We start from the raw sequence: 17,972 nt of genomic DNA, 5'->3' as shown, positions 1-17,972 counted from the left end.
CAATTTAAAGTAATATTGAACGAAGAATTTGAATCAGGAGAGGTGAATTCCCTTGTTGGACCGATTGCAATCCCTGGCGGACCGCTACGAGAAACTCAGTGAACTGCTATGTGACCCGGATGTTGCAAGCGACAGTAAGAAACTGAGGGACTATTCCAAAGAACAATCCGACTTGCAGCCCGCCTTCGAGGCGTATAGCGAATATAAGAACGTAATGGAAGAGCTCGAAGCTGCGAAGATGATGCAGGCCGAGAAGCTTGATGATGAAATGAAAGAAATGGTCAAGATGGAGATCGAGGAGCTGTCCGAGCGTCAGGCCGTTCTTGAGGAGAAGATTCGTCTGCTCCTGCTGCCTAAGGACCCTAATGACGACAAGAACGTAATCGTGGAAATCCGCGGCGCAGCCGGCGGGGACGAAGCGGCTTTGTTCGCCTCTGACCTGTACCGGATGTACACCCGTTATGCCGATACCCAGGGCTGGCGCGTGGAGCTGATGGATGTGAACACGAATGATCTCGGCGGCTTCAAGGAAGTGATCTTCCAAATTACCGGGCGCGGCGCTTACAGCAAAATGAAATTCGAAAGCGGCGCACACCGTGTGCAGCGCATACCTACCACAGAATCCGGCGGACGTATCCATACGTCTACTTCAACGGTTGCTGTAATGCCGGAAGCGGAAGATTTCGAAATCGAGATTCATGACAAGGATATCCGTGTCGATACCTTCTGTTCGAGCGGTGCGGGCGGACAGTCCGTTAATACGACCAAATCGGCAGTACGTGTAACCCATGTACCTACGGGGATCGTGGCTACCTGCCAGGACGGCAAGTCCCAGAACTCCAACAAAGATAAGGCTCTGAAGGTGCTGCGTACCCGGATCTCGGATCTGAAGCGTCAGGAAGAGGAAGCGAAGTATTCCGGAGAACGCAAAAGCAAAGTGGGAACCGGTGACCGCAGTGAGCGTATCCGTACCTACAACTTCCCGCAGAGCCGTGTGACAGACCACCGGATTGGCTTGACCCTCCACCGTCTGGACCAGGTGATGAACGGGGATATTACCGAGATTATCTCGGCGCTGTCGATTGCGGAACAAGCAGAATTGATGGAAAAAGGAGAATAATGCTTTGAAACACGACTCTTACGTCATGTCGGAATTGCAAAGCATCCGGGAAGCCTTTGCGGAGGCTTCTTCTTTTTTGGCCGGGCACGGCCTTATGGAGCCGCAGCGCAGCAGCCAGCTCCTGCTGGAGCATGTGCTGGGCTTGTCCGGGGCGGCTTATTATATGGCGCTGGCTGATCCGTTCCCGCTGGCGCGCAAGGCCGATTGGGAAGCGCTGGTGACCCGCCGCGCGGCTGGGGAACCGGTGCAATACATCATCGGCGAGCAGGAATTCTACGGCCGGGCCTTCGAGGTCACGCCCGATGTGCTGATCCCCCGCCCGGAGACGGAGCTGCTGGTCGAGGCGATTCTGAAGTACGGCGCGGAGCTGTGGCCGGACGGGCTGGCGGGGGTGCGGGGCGAAGCCGCACGTGAAGATGAAGGAGACGAGCAGTGGACAGCTGCGGGCGGTGAGGCTGGGGCGGTGCCGGGCGAAGCGGGACCGCGAAATGAGGCGGCTGCGGATGAAGCAGCCGCCTTCAGCGGGGCGGGCCGCAGCGCCGCCCGCGGGGAGAGCGGCGCGGGCTGCGCCTGCGCCGCACGGCCGCTGACCGCCGTTGATATCGGCGCCGGCAGCGGAGCCATCTCCGTCACGCTGGCGGCGGAAGCGCCCGCGTGGCGGGTCTGCGCCGGCGACATCTCGCCCGGCGCGCTGGCCGTGGCCCGGCGCAATGCGCAGCGGCACGGCACGGCCGTTGACCTGCGGCTCGGCGATCTGCTCGAGCCGTTCGCGGGGCTGGAGACGGATATCCTCGTCTCCAACCCGCCGTACATCCCCGGCGGCGACATCGCCGGGCTGCAGCGCGAGGTGCGCGATCATGAGCCGCGCACGGCACTGGACGGCGGCGGGGACGGGCTGGACCCGTACCGCCGCATGATGGAGCAGCTGCCGCTGCTCCCGGCTCCGCCGCGCCTGGTCGGCTTTGAGCTCGGCCAGGGGCAGGCCGAGCAGGTAGCCGGACTGCTGCGGGCAGCCGGACATTGGGACGAGATCATCACCATTGATGATCTCGCCGGGATTCCCCGGCATGTGCTGGGCATAGCCCGGTGAAGACGGGGAACGGACTGAGAAGACGCTATTTGCTTAATTAACGCGAAAAGACCAACACTTCTGGACTGAGAAGAACTTATTGCCTGTAAACAGGCCTGTGTGAGCAACCAACTGAACCAATAGAGTCCTCTCTGTCCGCATAACTTCCGGGAAGGTGTTTTTGCAACGAATAAGGTCCGCTTAGTCCGCTGCAGGGAAGGCGGTCCGGCTGTTCACCTGACAGAGCACCCCCAAACGATGGAAATTGTATTTAGGCGCTCCCTTCCTTTACAATAGACAGGACGGAACTTCTGCCTGGGCTGCTGCCGGGGGACAAGAACGGGAAGAACCAGTACTGAGTAAGGAGACAGAATATGCTTCAGAAGATTAAGAAGATTGACGGCGTCATCCTGGTGATTCTTGTGCTGCTGATGGTGGTCAGCATTTTCTCCATATACAGTGTGACCCACGGGCGCGATAGGCTGGACGGGTCGCATATCAAGATGATCAAATTCTATATCGTGGGCTTCGTTGCCTTTATCGGGCTGACGTTCGTGGATTATCGCCTGCTTGTAAAATATGCGCTATACGTATATATCACAGGGGTTGGCATTCTGGTGCTGGTCAGCTTTGTCGGCACAGAGCAGAACGGCGCACAAGGCTGGATCAAGTTCGGCAACAGCTTCAGTCTTCAGCCGGCTGAGCTGTTCAAGCTAATTCTAATTCTGTTCCTGGCGGCTGTACTGGTCCGCAAAAAAAAGAATAAGCTGCTGTTCTGGCGCGATGTGGTTCCGCTGGCATTGTTCAGTCTCCTGCCGTTTGTGATTGTAATCAGCCAGAATGACCTGGGAAATGCGCTCTCGTACATCGTTATTCTGATCGGCCTACTGTGGATCGGTAATATTAAATTCACCCATGCGCTGATCGGGCTGCTGGTTATAGGCGGCTCTGCGGCTGCCGGAATTATGAGCTATATTCATTATCACGATGAAATTAAAGATTTCCTGGTAGATATCAAACGCTCGCACTGGATCGAGCGCTTCGATCCGTGGCTGGTGCCGGATAAGGCGACGGCCAAAGCGATCTATCATACAAAGAACGCCAAAATGGCGATCGCCTCCGGCGGAATGAGCGGTGAAGGCTATATGACGGGCAGTTCGGTGCAGACCGACCGTGTACCGTACACCTATTCGGACTCTATTTTTGTACAGATTGCAGAGGAATACGGCTTTGTCGGATCGGCGCTGGTGCTGCTGCTGTACTTTATCCTGATTCACCGGATGATACTAATTGCACTGGAGTGCAAGGACAGGGGCGGGCCGTTCCTGATCGTCGGGGTGGTGGCGATGCTGCTGTACCAGATTTTTGAGAATATCGGGGCCTTCCTGGGCCTGATGCCGCTGACGGGGATTACGCTCCCGTTCATCAGCTTCGGGGGAACCTCACTGCTGATCAATATGGCGAGCATAGGGCTTGTCATGAGCGTGCGTCTGCATGGGCAAGAGGTAGAGGAGGATCTGCCGACTCCTGCGCTATATTCTTCACCGGCTCCCGCCAAAAGAAGCTGACCTGCTTGAGAATAGCTGAGCGATACCAGAATGCCGGAATTCTTCGTTAACGAAGGGTTCCGGTGTTTTTTTGTTCCCAATTGAATTACAATGGAAATTAGTGGGTTGAAGCCTGGCTGAATGCAGCGGGCGGATTCCTAATCCGGAGAAGGTAAGGGGTTATATCCTTATGTTGCAGAGAATCAAAAGAATAGACGGCAGCATTGTGCTTATTTTGATTGTGCTGATGGGGATCTGTATCTTCTCCATTTATAGCGTGACTCACGGAAGAGACGACCTGGACGGTATGCATATCACCATGCTGAAATATTATGCGCTGGGCTTCATCGCGTTTATCCTGATCACCCTGTTCGATTACCGCCTGCTGGTGCGGTATGGACTTTATATTTACATCGCCGGGATCGGGATTCTGCTGTCGGTCAGCTTTTTCGGCAAGGTCAAGAATGGTGCCCAGGGCTGGATCGGTATTGGAGATTTAAGCATTCAGCCGGCGGAGCTGTTCAAGCTGATTCTGATTATTTTTCTAACCACCATGCTTGTCCGTAAAAAAAGAAATCCGCTGCGCTTCTGGCGGGATGTCGTGCCGCTTAGCCTAATCGCGTTAATGCCGTTCGCGCTGGTTATTCTCCAGAATGATCTGGGCAATGCGCTCAGTTATATCGTGATTCTGCTTGGGCTTTTGTGGATCGGGAATCTTAAATTCTCCCATGCTCTGATTGGGATGATTATTGCGGGCGGAATGATTCTGGGCTTCGTTCTAAGCTATATTCACTATCATGAGCAGATGGTTCATTTTATCGAAAAAGGTCTGGGCAAGGAACATTTCATCAAACGGTTTGATCCTTGGCTGGTACCTGATTTGGCCAGCAGCACTGCGAGCTATCAGACCAAAAATGCCCAGACGGCAATTGGTTCCGGCGGGCTGGATGGGGAAGGTTATCTGCAAGGCAGCTCCGTACAGAGCAACCGTGTGCCGTATCTGTATTCAGAATCGATTTTTGTGCAGATCGGGGAAGAATTCGGTTTCCTGGGTGCAGCGGCGCTGCTGATGCTCTTTTTTATCCTGATTCACAGATTAATACTGATTGCCTTGGAATGCAGAGACCGCGGCGGGCCGCTCCTGATTGTCGGGATCGTGGCGATGCTGCTGTATCAGATTCTGGAGAATATCGGGGCGATGACCGGACTGATGCCGCTGACCGGCATTACCCTGCCATTCATCAGCTACGGCGGGACCTCGCTGCTGATTAATATGGCCTGTATGGGGATAGCGATGAGCGTAAGGCTCTACGGGCAGGATGTGGAGGACGATCTCCCGCTGCCGCAGCCGGACACGAAGGGTAAATCCCTTTTGTCCAAAATTTAGCCGTTAGGGTTCCTACTTCAAAAATAATAGATTACTAGGTTTGCAGTCTCTCATTCCTGGACATACTGGGAACATAAGAGGTTCAGAGGGAGAGGGGCTGCGGAAGGATGGAGGATGTTAAGCTGGAGCGGGGGGATTCCCTGCGGATTACCTTTAAGTATACTGCCATTTTAATTTGTTTTTTTATGATTCTAATGATGGCCTGGGAAGGGCAAAAAAGTGATGCTGCTGTAGCAGAGGTATCCATCCCGCAGGAGTCCATCCGCTTGCGTATACTGGCGAATTCGGACGGCACCGGGGATCAGCTGGTCAAGCGCCAGATTCGTGACCGGATCGTGGAGCAGATTAATCAGTGGGTGGCCGGGCTGGAAGATCCGCAGAGTCTGGAGCAGGCCCGTGCCCTGATCCGTAATCATCTGCCGGAGCTGAATGAGCTGGTGGGCAGAGAGCTGGCGCAACGCGGGATTGAATACGGCTATCAGGTGGAGCTGGGCACGGTTCCTTTTCCGACCAAAATGTATGGCGGCCGGGTCTACCCTGCCGGAGAATATGAGGCCGTCCGGGTCACGCTTGGCGCAGGCAAAGGGCAGAACTGGTGGTGTGTGCTGTTTCCGCCTCTCTGCTTCATCGATGCGGGAACCGGGGATGCTGCGGCTGCGGAACCGGCTGCTGCGAAGGCAGGGGCGAAGGATGTTACTAAGGTCTCAGCAAAGGCTTCGGGAGACGGCGCGAAGGTGAAGGCTGCGGATGGAAAAGGACAAGGGGCAGTATCCAGTCTCTCTGATTCAGCTAACAAGGAGGGAAGTTCGGGTGATGCTGCTGAGGCACCGAAGGTGAAGTTCTTCGTGTGGGAGCTGCTGAAGAATATCTGGAGCTGGATCTGCGGGCTGTTCGCTTGAATGTCCTGAGAAGCATGGCGTAAACGGATATTGGATTCTACAGTTTTTGCGCCGGATATGGTACGATGATTGCAGCACTTGAGCAGAAGCGGCTCCGCCTGAGGGGGCCGTTTTTGGCGTAATAATTCAATCAGAAAGCTAGTGATGATAGATGACAGAAGATAAGCATTCACCGTTCGCGGCCCAGCGCCGCAGCGGTCATATAGAGTCCACTCTGTACTGGAGCCTTGCTTCCGGTGAGGCGGGAACGGACGGCGGATTGGGGAGTTCTGCCGGTTGGCAGCCGGGCGGGAGTGACCTGGGCATGATCTCGGAAGCGGCAGCGCTGCTGCGGAGCGGGGAGACGGTGGCCTTTCCGACGGAGACGGTGTACGGACTGGGCGCAGATGCGCGGAATACCGCAGCGGTAGAAGCGGTATTCGCCGCCAAAGGCCGTCCCTCTGATAACCCGCTGATCGTGCATATTGCCCGGCGGGAGAATCTCGAACGACTGGTGACGGAGGTGCATCCGGTGGCCTCGGCGCTGATCGATGCCTTCTGGCCCGGCCCGCTGACGCTGGTGCTGCCGGTCCGCCCCGGCGTCCTCTCGCCGCTGGTGACGGCGGGCCTGGATACGGTTGGCGTGCGCATGCCGGATCATCCGGTCGCGCTTGCGCTGCTGCGCGCGGCGGATTGTCCGGTTGCCGCGCCCAGCGCCAACCGCTCCGGGCGGCCGAGTCCGACGCGGGCCGCCCATGTGCTGGAAGACCTCGCCGGATATATCGGCGGGGTTCTGGACGGCGGCGCGGCCGGGGTCGGCCTGGAGTCGACCGTGGTGCAGGTGCAGCCGGACGGGACGGTAGCCGTGCTCCGTCCCGGGGGCATCACCGCCGAGCAGCTCGCGGCGGTGACCGGCACTGAAGCGGCCGCAGCGGAGCCGGCCGCCGGCAGCAGCCCGGCGCCGCGCGCGCCGGGCATGAAGTACACGCACTATGCCCCGCGCGGCGCGCTTGGCATTGTACGCGGCTCCTCCGCGCAGCGCGTGGCGGAGACCGCCGCAGGGCTGCTGCAGGCGGCGCAGCGGGCGGGCGAGATCACGGGCCTGCTCCTCTTCGAGGAGCATAGAGCCCTGTATCCCGCCGACCCGGCCGCCTGCACGGTGTCTCTCGGCTCGTTGTCCTCGCCGGAGGAGGCTGCCCGCTTCCTGTATGCCGCCTTGCGGCGTTTTGACGAAGCGGGGGCCACGTACATTCTGGCCGAGGCCTGCCCGGTCACGGGCCTCGGCGCAGCCATCATGAACCGGCTGATGAAAGCCGCCGGTGATACGGTAATCGACGCCGACTAACGCCGAAATATTATCCCCCCGTTCATTCCTGATGGCCTTGCGGATCGTAATACCGTTATTTTCGCATATTAGTCCATTTTCCAGGCCTAAAGGACTGTCATGTGCTTATTTCCTCTCCGTCAGCTCATTTTGGGTTGGAAGTCAGCGGATAAGCGCATGGGAGTCCGTTAGCCCGCGCAAAAGTGGTTTTTCTCAAAAATAACGGCTTCTCAGTCCGTGATAAGCCAGAATCTCCAGTACCTTCCATCCACCTCACAGTCATGAATACCATCTTGTCCGCATATCGTTGTTGTACAAGAACTTACGGACTCAGGGTGGAGGGTTATTCATGGGCTGGGACGGAATATATGGGGGTTGGGGCGGAATACATGGCGGCTGGGGCCAGTTAGTAACAATAGCTATTATGGCAGTTGCGCTGGGGATGGATGCGTTCTCGCTGGGCGTGGGTATCGGGATGAGGGGTATCCGTCTGCTGCATGTGCTGCAGCTTAGCCTGCTGATTGCTTTTTTTCATGTCCTGATGCCGCTGCTGGGCTTGTTCACAGGCAGCTATGTCGGCCATTTGCTCGGACAGGTTACCACCTATGCGGCCGGAGGCCTGCTGGTTCTGCTGGGCGGACATATGGTGTTTAATTCCTTCCGCCAGGACGACGGCGGCAGCAGCCGGCAGATGGATCACCGGACGATCTGGGGGATGCTGCTGATCTCGCTCAGTGTTAGTGTAGATTCTTTCTCGGTCGGGGTTTCACTCGGGATGTTTGTGAATAGTATTATTCTAACCGTGCTGGCCTTCGGTGCCTGCGGCGGTGTCATGTCCATTACGGGGCTGCTGCTGGGCCGGCGGGTAAGCCGAGGACTCGGAGAATACGGGGAAGCGCTGGGCGGAGCCATCCTGCTGGCGTTTGGCTTGATGTTCATCTTCTGATACAATAACGGCAATACCCATACTTTTTAAGCTTCATACCGAAATTATAATGTTTACCGGAGGTGGAAAGGTTGCTGCATATTTTATTTGTCTGCACAGGTAATACCTGCCGTAGTCCCATGGCCGAAGGGCTTCTGCGGAAGCTTGCGAAGGAGCGGGGCATTCAGGTGGAGGTGCGGTCTGCCGGAGTTTCTGCTGTCCCGGGTACTTCCATATCCAGACATGCTGCGGGCATTCTGCAGGATGAAGGGATTCAGGACCGCATCGTATCCTCACAGCTTGACGGGGAGGCGGTAGCCTGGGCCGATTTGATCCTTACCCTGACAGGAGCGCATAAGCGGCACTTGCTGCAGTATTTTCCTGACGCCGTTACCAAGACCCATACCCTTAAGGAGTATGTCCAGACGCAGGAATCCGTGAATGCCGATATCCGGGAGCTGGACAGCTTGTATGCGGAGGCGGAGCTGAATCTGGCTTTGGGCACCGAACCGGATGATGCGGCTATGCAGCGGATGATTGAGATCCGCCAGCGTATCCCCAGCTTCGATATCAGTGATCCGTTCGGCGGCTCGCGTGAAGATTACGAGCTGGCGGCGGCCGAGATCCGTACGGCGCTGTACGGTCTGCTTGATAAGCTTGAATCGCTGAGAAGGCTTTGAAGTGGTTGATTTTTTGCTGACTATCCCTTAAGATGTAATAAATATGATCCGGTTCCGGTGTAACTGGCGACAAGTGTGGATGAAACCACGATGGAGCACCTGGAATAAACGGCCGGTCGCCTGGGCAAAAGAGCACATCCGCAGTTCAACCTGCGGACTGCTCTTTTTTGTTTAAAAGTTGCATCTCCATGGAAATCAGAAACGGTTGAAGGGGGCGGTAAGATGGGGGAAATCCTGAAGCAGAAATCAGGGGATGAACGCTTATCCGGTATGGCGGCTGCAGAGCAGCAGCTAACCGGCAGCGGGGAACTTTCTTTGGCCGCAGCCACTGCTGCGGTAACGCGTGAACTTGCAGTAGCGGGTAAGCTCGGTCCGGGGAAGATCCTGGTCGTCGGAGCCAGCACCAGCGAAGTGGCGGGGAAGCGGATTGGGACAGGCGGTGCGCTGGAGGTTGCGCGGCAGCTGCTGGAGGGGATCGCGCAGGTTGCAGCTGAATTTGGCTTTCAGCCGGTCTATCAGTGCTGCGAGCATTTGAACCGTTCGCTGGTGATGGAACGCGCCCTGCTGGAAGCTCTTGGCCTTAGAGAGGTGTCGGCTGTACCTATTCCGGGAGCCGGAGGCTCTATGGCTGCTGCGGCCTACCAGTCCATGACAGATCCGGTGCTGGCAGAGTCCATTGAAGCTCATGCCGGTATAGATATCGGGGAGACCCTGATCGGCATGCATCTGCGCCGGATTGCTGTACCTTACCGGCCTAGCCTGAGGTATATCGGGGCTGCCCGGGTAAATGCCGCTTGGAGCAGACCGCCGCTGATCGGCGGGGAACGGGCTGTGTACCGCACGCCTGAGACTAGCGGTTCCGCGAATTGTGACTGAAATTGAGAGGGTTTAACTAACACCACATAAATCAGAGTTACAGGGAGGAAATTAGAAACATGGAACAATTGCGTAAAAGTGACCCGGCAGTACTGGAAGCGATGGGCCTCGAACTGAGCCGCCAGCGTGCGAACATTGAACTTATTGCCTCAGAGAATATTGTAAGTGAAGCCGTCATGGAGGCCATGGGCTCCGTGCTTACGAACAAATACGCCGAAGGTTATCCCGGCAAGCGTTACTACGGCGGCTGTGAAGATGTGGATATCGTAGAGAACCTGGCCCGCGACCGTGCCAAGGAGCTGTTCGGTGCTGAGCATGCCAACGTGCAGCCGCATTCCGGCGCACAGGCCAATATGGCTGTATACCTGGCTGCACTCAAGCCCGGCGATACTGTTCTTGGTATGAATCTGTCGCATGGCGGCCATTTGACCCACGGCAGCCCGGTGAATGCTTCCGGCATTCTGTATAACTTCGTGGCTTATGGCGTACAGGAGGATTCCTTCCTGATCGATTATGATGAAGTGCGCAAAGCCGCCTTCAAGCACCGCCCCAAAATGATCGTTGCCGGTGCGAGCGCATATCCGCGTACCATTGATTTTGCCGCACTCGGTTCGATTGCGAATGATGTGGGCGCTCTGTTCATGGTCGATATGGCTCATATTGCCGGTCTGGTGGCTGCCGGTCTTCACCCGAGCCCGGTTCCTCATGCCCACTTCGTCACTACAACTACGCACAAAACCCTGCGCGGTCCGCGCGGCGGGATGATTCTGTGCAGACAGCCATGGGCTGCCGCTATTGATAAAGCGGTCTTCCCTGGTTCCCAGGGCGGACCTCTGATGCATGTGATTGCGTCCAAGGCCGTATCGTTCGGTGAAGCACTGCAGCCATCATTCAAGACTTACGCCGAGAACGTAGTTAAGAATGCCAAGGTGCTGGCAGAGACTCTGGTCGGCGAAGGCGTTAATATTGTATCCGGCGGAACCGATAACCATCTGATCCTGCTCGATACCCGTAACCTGAACATTACTGGTAAGGACGCCGAGAAGGTGCTGGATTCCATCGGAATTACTGTCAACAAGAACGCGATTCCGTTTGACCCGACCAGCCCGTTCGTCACCAGCGGTATCCGCATCGGCACACCGGCTGTTACATCACGCGGAATGGATGAGCAGGCTATGGTCACGATCGGCCGGATTATTGCCAGTGTCCTCAAGAATCCGCAGGATGAAGCTAACTTGAGCCAAGCAGCCCGCGAGGTAGCTAAGCTGACTGAACAATATCCGATCTACCCTGGATTGCAGTATTAATCTGAGTCCCTCTAACATCGCCCTTGCGTACCCGGTTCCGCCGGATTTACGCAAGGGCTTTTTTAAAATATAAGAATGTATATGTTTCACGCTATTGCTGTTACATAATGTTCACAAATGGCTCCCAAGAAAACGTTTGAATTATACTGAAAGTTACATGAAAGTTCATGGAATTTTCAATAAAAGTAGTGAAAGAACTGTGAATAGTATTAAAAGCGCTTAATCGTACAAACTAAGCTTTGTTTTATATCCAGAGAGGTGGCTATATTGCCTTAAGCTTCCATGGTGTGGTAATTCCCCAGTAAACGGGGGGACCTGCGGATTTGTCTATCTGTAGGTGAAAAGAGGACTTGGTGATGATATAATAGATAGGATTTAGCCACCTGAGAAGCCGGGCGCTTACTTTGGCTATAAATAAGACTTACAATTACCGGAGGGACAACATGGGAAAATTGGTGATTTGCGATCATCCATTGATTCAGCACAAATTGACATTCATTCGCGATGTGCGGACCAACACAAAAGACTTCAGGGAGCATGTCGATGAAGTAGCAACACTTATGGCTTATGAGATTACACGTGATATCCCGCTGGAGACCATTACGGTGCAGACGCCCGTGCAGGAAACGCAGAGCAAGGTGATTTCGGGGAGAATGCTGGGACTGATCCCGATTCTGCGCGCCGGTCTGGGGATGCTCGAAGGTGTGCTTAAGCTGCTTCCTGCAGCCAAGGTAGGCCATGTGGGTCTGTTCCGTGATCCGGACACCCTTCAGCCGGTAGAATACTACATCAAGCTTCCTACGGATGTCCAGGAACGTGAGTTGATCGTGATCGATCCTATGCTAGCTACAGGCGGCTCTGCCATTGCAGCGATTACCTCGCTCAAGAACCGCGGCTGCACCCAGATCAAGATGATGAACCTGATTGCTGCCCCGGAAGGCGTTGCGGCTGTACAAGCTGCTCATCCGGATGTGGATATCTATGTTGCAGCACTTGACGATCATTTGAATGATCATGGCTATATCGTTCCGGGCCTCGGAGATGCCGGGGACAGACTGTACGGTACCAAGTAAGAAGCACAGATAATAATAGTATCAATCCAATAGACCACGGTTTTCAGAAGAGAGGGAAGGGCTTATGTCCAAAATTAAAGTAATGACGATTTTCGGAGTGCGCCCCGAGGCAATCAAGATGGCGCCTCTGGTTCTGGAGCTGAACAGACATCCTGAGCAGATTGAGTCCATTGTCTGTGTAACTGCGCAGCACAGGGAGCTGCTGGATCAGGTACTCGAGGTGTTCAAGATTACTCCGGATTACGATCTGGACGTAATGAAGGACCGCCAGACGCTCAATGAGATCACGATTCGGGTGCTCGAAGGCCTGGAGCCCGTGCTCCGCGAAGTGAAGCCGGACCTAGTGCTTGTGCATGGCGATACCCTGACCACCTTCCTGGCCAGCTATGCGTCTTTCCTTCAGCAGATTCAGGTTGGGCATGTGGAAGCAGGTCTTCGGACATGGAACAAGCTTTCGCCTTATCCGGAAGAAATGAACCGTCAGCTGACAGGCGTGCTTGCTGATCTGCATTTTGCTCCGACTCACTGGTCAGCGGGTAACCTGAGACACGAGAACAAAAAAGAATCAAGTATTTATATCACAGGCAATACCGTAACCGATGTGTTTCAATATACCGTACAGCCGGACTACCGGCATCCGGTCCTTGATTTTGCTTCAGGAAAAAGACTTATTTTGATGACGGCGCACCGCAGAGAATCCCAAGGCGAACCGCACCGTCATATTTTCCGTGCAGTCAAAAGAATCGCTGATGAATTTGAAGATGTAGCCATTGTGTATCCCGTGCACCCGAGTCCGGCAGTGAAGGAACCTGCGCATGAGATCCTCGGCGGACACCCTAGAATCAAGCTGATTGATCCGCTGGATGTCGTTGACCTGCATAACTTTTATCCGCATACCCACCTGATATTGACCGATTCCGGCGGCCTGCAGGAGGAAGCTCCCTCCTTTGGAGTTCCTGTGCTTGTGCTGCGTGATACAACCGAGCGCCCGGAAGGGATCGAGGCCGGAACACTGGAGCTTGTGGGGACGGACGAGGAGAAGGTGTATCAACGGACACATGCTCTTTTGACCGATCAGAACCTGTATCAGTCGATGAGCCGGGCCGCCAACCCGTATGGAGACGGCAAAGCCTCCGAAAGAATTGTCAATGCGATTTTGCACCATTTCGGAGTCGCTCCAGAGCGCCCGGAAGAATTTCACACAATGTTCACAAATGATAAAACAGGGCAAGACAACTAATATACTAACGTTAATAAAAGCAGCATACAGTTAAACTGTACGGTTTATATGGTTTTGGTGTTTTTTGCTGTGATTATTTTCATATTTTCATGCGATTTTGGGCAATTTTCTGTGAATTGACAAAGAGTCTGGATATTCAGTAAAATTAGTTGGGATTGTAGCCTATGAAGGAATCAAAGAATGAGCCTGGACTGGGGCGTACAGCTCTAGTACTCGCGGGTGCGGGCAGTTTGCTTGCCGCTTACATTGTAATAGGCTTTTTTGTGGCAAAGTGGCTGCGCAATCTGATGGACGGACCTGCTTTTTGGCTGGCTATCGGAACAATTACCGGGTTGATTCTCGGCGTTGTGAATGTTGCTTTGCTAATCAAAAATTTTTTGGGGGAGCAAAATGGATAATATGACTCCCGTAATCAATATCGTCACCAGGGTGACAGTAATCATTATGGCAGGATTGGTAATGGGGTGGGCTCTCCATCATGAGACCCGTGCAGTTACTCTGGGAATGACACTCGGCTTGCTGGCAGGACTGGTTAATTTCCGTTATCTAGCCCTCAAGGTCAGAAGAGTGACAGCAGCGGTGGCGAAGCAAGGGAAAAGCTCCTTCAGTCTTGGTTTTGCTACAAGAATCAGTTTTGGAATTCTGGTTACTATGTTTTCAGTCAAATATGAGCATTTCTCGCTGGAGGCAACGATTATCGGCCTGTTCATCCCCCAGCTTCTGGCTATTCCCGTGGGGATATATCTAGGAATCAAGAATAAGCTGTAGCCATATTAAAGAGAAAGGGGGATGATACTATGCACGAAATGCCTTTAATCTATGTTGGCGGAATACCGATTGACCTGTCTGCTGTGCTGATGCTGGTAATCAGCTCGGTGATAGTGTTCGTACTGGTCATGCTCTCCGTCCGCAACCTGTCGGTTGAGAATCCGTCCAAGCTCCAGAATTTCATGGAATGGGTGGTTGAATTTGTACAGGGACTGATCAGCAGCGCCATGGATCTGAAGAAGGGAAAGCCTTACATATCACTGGGATTGACGCTGATACTGTTTATCTTCGTCTCCAATCTCCTTGGTCTGCCGTTTTCCGTTATTACAGAGGCCGATGGTCCGGTTACAGTCTTCGGACATGTTATCGAAGCAACTAAGAACCTGGCCGATGGCGCGCATGCTGAGATTCTGTGGTACAAATCGCCGACTGCAGATATCAACGTAACCGCAGGACTTGCGATCGTTGTGTTTGTACTCATGAACTACTTAGGCATCAAGCTGAACGGCAAGCATTATTTCAAGCATTATATTGAGCCGTTTCCAATTTTCTTGCCGCTGAACATTATTGAGAACCTGGCGAAGCCAGTGGCGCTTGCCATTCGTCTATTCGCTAACATTTTTGCCGGCGAGGTTCTGATTACCGTCATTCTGAAGCTGGGACTGTTCAGTATTCCGTTTCTGGCCATCTGGCAAGGCTTCAGTATCTTTGTCGGGGCGCTTCAGGCCTTTATCTTTACGATTCTGACGATGGTCTACATCGCACAGATGACGATCCACGAGGAAGAAGCGCATTAATAAGCTGCCGTGAGGATAGCGGCAGGTGCCGGAATACTTCGCGGGAGATTTTATATTATTAAGACATTACAAAAAGAACCGAAATTAAAGGAGGATATTTACAAATGGAATTTTTAGCAGCAGCAATCGCGGTTGGTTTGGGCGCACTCGGCGCAGGTCTGGGTAACGGTATGATCGTCAGCAAGACGGTGGAATCTATCGCCCGTCAGCCGGAAGCACGTAACGCACTGCAGACAACAATGTTTATCGGTGTAGGTATCGTGGAAGTTATTCCTTTGGCCGCTACAGTTATCGCGTTCCTGATCATGTTTACTTAATAAACCGTTTTTACGGTTTGGCGGGGAGGGCAAGTGCCATCCGCGCCTTACTTTTGTATATGTCCGCAAGCCGCGGTAACGGAAGGGAGTGACCTCAGTGAATATCGTTTGGACCAATATAGTATTTTCCATTGTTGCATTTGGAGTTCTGTACTTCCTGCTCAGCAAGTTTGCCTTCAGCAAGCTGTTCGGAATTATGGAGAAGCGCCGCGAAATGGTGCTGCAGCAAATGGATGAAGCAGCCAAGACCAGAGAGCAGGCGGTCGCTTATGTAGAAGAGCAGAAGCAGGCCCTGCAGCAGGCGCGCCAAGAGGCACAGGCTATCATTCAGCAGTCCCAGGCTACCAGCAACAACCAGGTTGACAAGATTCTCGAGCAGGCCCATGTGGAAGCGAGCCGTCTGAAAGACGAAGCGGTACGCGACATTGAGAACGAGAAGAATAAAGCGGTTGAAGCGCTGCGCAGCGAGCTGGGTACAGCCTCGGTCCGCATTGCCTCGAAGCTGCTTGAGAAGGAAGTTGCAGCTGACGGCGAGCAGGAACAGCTTGTTGATCAATACCTCAAAGAGGTAGGAGGCCGATCATGAGCCGCGATACGGTAGTTGCCGGGCGCTATGCAAAAGCCTTGTACAGTGTAGCAGTGGATGAAGGCATTACGCTTCAAGTGGAAGAACAGCTCAAATTAGTCGTCGAAGTGCTTCATAATGATGCAGAGGTGAAACGGTTTATCCTGGCACCCCGTATCTCGCAATCCGACAAGCTGAATGTGCTGCGCGGGACACTTCAAGGTAAAGTCTCGGAAGCGGTCATGAACACGGTAGAGCTATTGGTAGAGCGGGGCAGAACCGATATTTTCGCAGAGTTACTGGCTAAATATATCAAGATTGAAGGGGATGCCCTTGGCATTGGCTACGCTACTGTCTATTCCGCTTATTCCCTGAACCAGGCAGAACAGGACAGTGTTGCGGCTGAATTCAGCCAGCTTACTGGCCGTAAGATTCGTGTAACCAATGTGGTCGATACAAGCCTGCTCGGCGGACTGAAAGTCGTAATCGGCGATACGCTGTATGACGGAAGTCTGGCCGGTAAGCTTACGCGTCTTGAGAAATCCTTTAATGATAAGCAAAGAAGATAGGGGTGAGGATATTGGGCATCAGACCTGAAGAGATCAGCACTTTGATCAAAAGTCAAATTGAGCAATATAAAGCCGATATCGAAGTGGCCGAAATTGGCACCGTCATTCAAGTCGGCGACGGTATCGCCCGTGTCTACGGTCTGGAAAACGCAATGGCAGGGGAACTGCTGGAGTTCTCCAACGGGGTAGTGGGCATGGCGCTTAACCTGGAAGAAAGCAACGTCGGTGTTGTTATTCTGGGTGAATACAAAGAGATCCGCGAAGGCGATCAGGTTAAACGTACCGGCCAGATCATGCAGGTTCCGGTTGGCGAAGCCATGCTGGGCCGCGTAGTAAATGCACTGGGCCAGCCGCTTGACGGCAAGGGACCGATTGCTACTACAGAATTCCGTCCGGTTGAACATAACGCGCCGGGGGTTATCGACCGTAAGTCGGTACACGAACCGATGCAGACGGGTCTTAAGGCAATCGATGCCATGGTGCCAATCGGCCGCGGACAACGCGAGCTGATCATTGGTGACCGTCAGACAGGTAAGACTGCGATCGCGATTGATGCGATTATCAACCAGAAGGGCAACGGGATGAAGTGTATCTATGTTGCTATCGGACAAAAACAATCTACTGTAGCACAGGTAGTAGAAACCCTCCGCCGTCATGGCGCCCTGGATTACACTATCGTTGTAACCGCGTCGGCTTCCGAGCCTTCTCCGCTGCTTTATATTGCTCCGTACGCAGGCTGCGCTATGGGCGAATACTTTATGTATAAGGGCGAGCATGTACTTGTCATTTATGATGACCTGTCCAAGCAGGCTTCGGCTTACCGCGAATTGTCTCTGCTGCTCCGCCGTCCACCGGGCCGTGAAGCCTTCCCGGGTGACGTATTCTATCTGCACTCCCGTCTGCTGGAACGTGCAGCCAAGCTTAGCGATGCGCTTGGTGGTGGTTCATTAACCGCCCTGCCATTCATCGAAACACAGGCTTCTGACGTATCGGCTTACATTCCAACGAACGTAATTTCGATCACAGACGGCCAAATCTTCCTTGAATCCGACTTGTTCAACTCCGGACAGCGTCCGGCGATCAACGTAGGTATCTCTGTATCCCGTGTAGGGGGCTCCGCACAGATCAAAGCTATGAAGAAGGTCGCCGGTTCCCTGCGTCTGGATCTGGCTCAATACCGTGAGCTTCAGGCTTTCTCCCAGTTCGGCTCCGATCTGGACAAATCAACGCAGGCCCGTCTGAACCGCGGTGCGCGTATGATGGAGATTCTGAAGCAGGGTGTGAACCAGCCGCTTAGCGTTGAGCATCAAGTGCTTAGTCTGTACACCGCTGTCAAAGGACATCTGGATGATATTCCTGTCAAGGACGTTAAGCGTTTCGAGAAGGAATTCCTGGCCTTTATCGACAGCAGTGCCACTGAAATCCTGAAATCCATCTCGGATACCAAGGATCTGACAGCTGACAACGAAGCAGCGCTCAAGGCTGCCATCGAGAAATTCAAAAGAGGCTTTGCTACAAGCTAATATATAG

19 protein-coding genes and 1 riboswitch are annotated in these 17,972 nt (G+C 53.9%); all 19 genes read left to right on the top strand.

What is annotated here, in order from left to right; all coding sequences use genetic code 11:
• Nucleotides 1-52: 52 nt before the first annotated feature.
• The 19 genes from prfA to atpA all read left to right on the top strand — a co-directional run bounded on the left by prfA (nt 53) and on the right by atpA (nt 17,965).
• Complete coding sequence (gene prfA / locus NSS83_RS17105) at nt 53-1,120, top strand: peptide chain release factor 1 (RefSeq protein ID WP_341016126.1); 1,068 nt, start codon at nt 53-55, stop codon at nt 1,118-1,120.
• A gap of 4 nt (nt 1,121-1,124) precedes the next feature.
• Nucleotides 1,125-2,210 carry a HemK/PrmC family methyltransferase gene (locus NSS83_RS17100; RefSeq protein WP_341346117.1) on the top strand — a complete coding sequence of 362 codons (1,086 nt, stop codon included), beginning with the start codon at nt 1,125-1,127 and terminating at the stop codon, nt 2,208-2,210.
• A gap of 353 nt (nt 2,211-2,563) precedes the next feature.
• Nucleotides 2,564-3,757, top strand: coding sequence for an FtsW/RodA/SpoVE family cell cycle protein (locus NSS83_RS17095; protein ID WP_341183596.1), 1,194 nt, complete (start codon nt 2,564-2,566; stop codon nt 3,755-3,757).
• Nucleotides 3,758-3,926: 169 nt separating this feature from the next.
• Nucleotides 3,927-5,123, top strand: a complete 1,197-nt coding sequence (locus NSS83_RS17090) for an FtsW/RodA/SpoVE family cell cycle protein (RefSeq protein WP_341346116.1) — start codon at nt 3,927-3,929, stop codon at nt 5,121-5,123.
• Between the two features lie 107 nt (nt 5,124-5,230).
• A complete protein-coding gene (gene spoIIR, locus NSS83_RS17085; RefSeq protein WP_341346115.1) occupies nt 5,231-6,022 on the top strand; it encodes a stage II sporulation protein R in 792 nt (263 codons plus the stop codon).
• A gap of 151 nt (nt 6,023-6,173) precedes the next feature.
• Nucleotides 6,174-7,346, top strand: a complete 1,173-nt coding sequence (locus NSS83_RS17080) for an L-threonylcarbamoyladenylate synthase (protein WP_341183599.1) — start codon at nt 6,174-6,176, stop codon at nt 7,344-7,346.
• 328 nt (nt 7,347-7,674) lie between these two features.
• A complete protein-coding gene (locus tag NSS83_RS17075; protein WP_341183600.1) occupies nt 7,675-8,271 on the top strand; it encodes a manganese efflux pump in 597 nt (198 codons plus the stop codon).
• 71 nt (nt 8,272-8,342) lie between these two features.
• The gene (locus tag NSS83_RS17070; RefSeq protein ID WP_341183601.1) at nt 8,343-8,930 is read left to right on the top strand and encodes a low molecular weight protein arginine phosphatase; all 588 of its coding nucleotides are present in this window, start codon (nt 8,343-8,345) and stop codon (nt 8,928-8,930) included.
• A gap of 49 nt (nt 8,931-8,979) precedes the next feature.
• Nucleotides 8,980-9,063: riboswitch (ZMP/ZTP riboswitch) on the top strand.
• A gap of 137 nt (nt 9,064-9,200) precedes the next feature.
• Nucleotides 9,201-9,806 (top strand): TIGR01440 family protein, encoded by a 606-nt coding sequence (locus NSS83_RS17065; RefSeq protein WP_341185189.1) that lies wholly within the window; start codon nt 9,201-9,203, stop codon nt 9,804-9,806.
• A gap of 59 nt (nt 9,807-9,865) precedes the next feature.
• Nucleotides 9,866-11,113 carry a serine hydroxymethyltransferase gene (gene glyA / locus NSS83_RS17060; RefSeq protein WP_341183602.1) on the top strand — a complete coding sequence of 416 codons (1,248 nt, stop codon included), beginning with the start codon at nt 9,866-9,868 and terminating at the stop codon, nt 11,111-11,113.
• Between the two features lie 443 nt (nt 11,114-11,556).
• Nucleotides 11,557-12,186, top strand: a complete 630-nt coding sequence (gene upp / locus NSS83_RS17055; RefSeq protein WP_036721735.1) for a uracil phosphoribosyltransferase — start codon at nt 11,557-11,559, stop codon at nt 12,184-12,186.
• A 64-nt stretch (nt 12,187-12,250) separates the two neighbouring features.
• Nucleotides 12,251-13,426 (top strand): UDP-N-acetylglucosamine 2-epimerase (non-hydrolyzing), encoded by a 1,176-nt coding sequence (gene wecB / locus NSS83_RS17050; RefSeq protein ID WP_341183603.1) that lies wholly within the window; start codon nt 12,251-12,253, stop codon nt 13,424-13,426.
• Nucleotides 13,427-13,590: 164 nt separating this feature from the next.
• Entirely contained in the window at nt 13,591-13,824 is a 234-nt protein-coding gene (locus tag NSS83_RS17045; RefSeq protein ID WP_341183604.1) for an ATPase F0F1, read from the top strand.
• The gene (locus NSS83_RS17040) at nt 13,817-14,194 is read left to right on the top strand and encodes an ATP synthase subunit I (RefSeq protein WP_036699219.1); all 378 of its coding nucleotides are present in this window, start codon (nt 13,817-13,819) and stop codon (nt 14,192-14,194) included. Before NSS83_RS17045 ends, NSS83_RS17040 begins: the two co-directional genes overlap by 8 nt.
• Before the next feature lie 29 nt (nt 14,195-14,223).
• Nucleotides 14,224-14,991: a F0F1 ATP synthase subunit A gene (atpB, locus tag NSS83_RS17035; RefSeq protein WP_036699217.1), complete on the top strand. Its 768-nt coding sequence runs from the start codon at nt 14,224-14,226 to the stop codon at nt 14,989-14,991.
• 104 nt (nt 14,992-15,095) lie between these two features.
• Complete coding sequence (gene atpE / locus NSS83_RS17030) at nt 15,096-15,308, top strand: F0F1 ATP synthase subunit C (protein ID WP_036699216.1); 213 nt, start codon at nt 15,096-15,098, stop codon at nt 15,306-15,308.
• Between the two features lie 97 nt (nt 15,309-15,405).
• The gene (gene atpF, locus NSS83_RS17025; RefSeq protein WP_209868445.1) at nt 15,406-15,894 is read left to right on the top strand and encodes a F0F1 ATP synthase subunit B; all 489 of its coding nucleotides are present in this window, start codon (nt 15,406-15,408) and stop codon (nt 15,892-15,894) included.
• Nucleotides 15,891-16,442: a F0F1 ATP synthase subunit delta gene (locus tag NSS83_RS17020; RefSeq protein ID WP_341183605.1), complete on the top strand. Its 552-nt coding sequence runs from the start codon at nt 15,891-15,893 to the stop codon at nt 16,440-16,442. Before atpF ends, NSS83_RS17020 begins: the two co-directional genes overlap by 4 nt.
• An 11-nt stretch (nt 16,443-16,453) precedes the next feature.
• Nucleotides 16,454-17,965 (top strand): F0F1 ATP synthase subunit alpha, encoded by a 1,512-nt coding sequence (gene atpA, locus NSS83_RS17015; RefSeq protein WP_341183606.1) that lies wholly within the window; start codon nt 16,454-16,456, stop codon nt 17,963-17,965.
• Nucleotides 17,966-17,972: the final 7 nt, after the last annotated feature.

The sequence above is a fragment of the Paenibacillus sp. FSL H3-0469 genome, from assembly GCF_038051945.1.
In the GTDB taxonomy this organism is placed as follows: domain Bacteria; phylum Bacillota; class Bacilli; order Paenibacillales; family Paenibacillaceae; genus Paenibacillus_AQ.
This window is presented reverse-complemented; position numbering and strand designations above follow the sequence as displayed.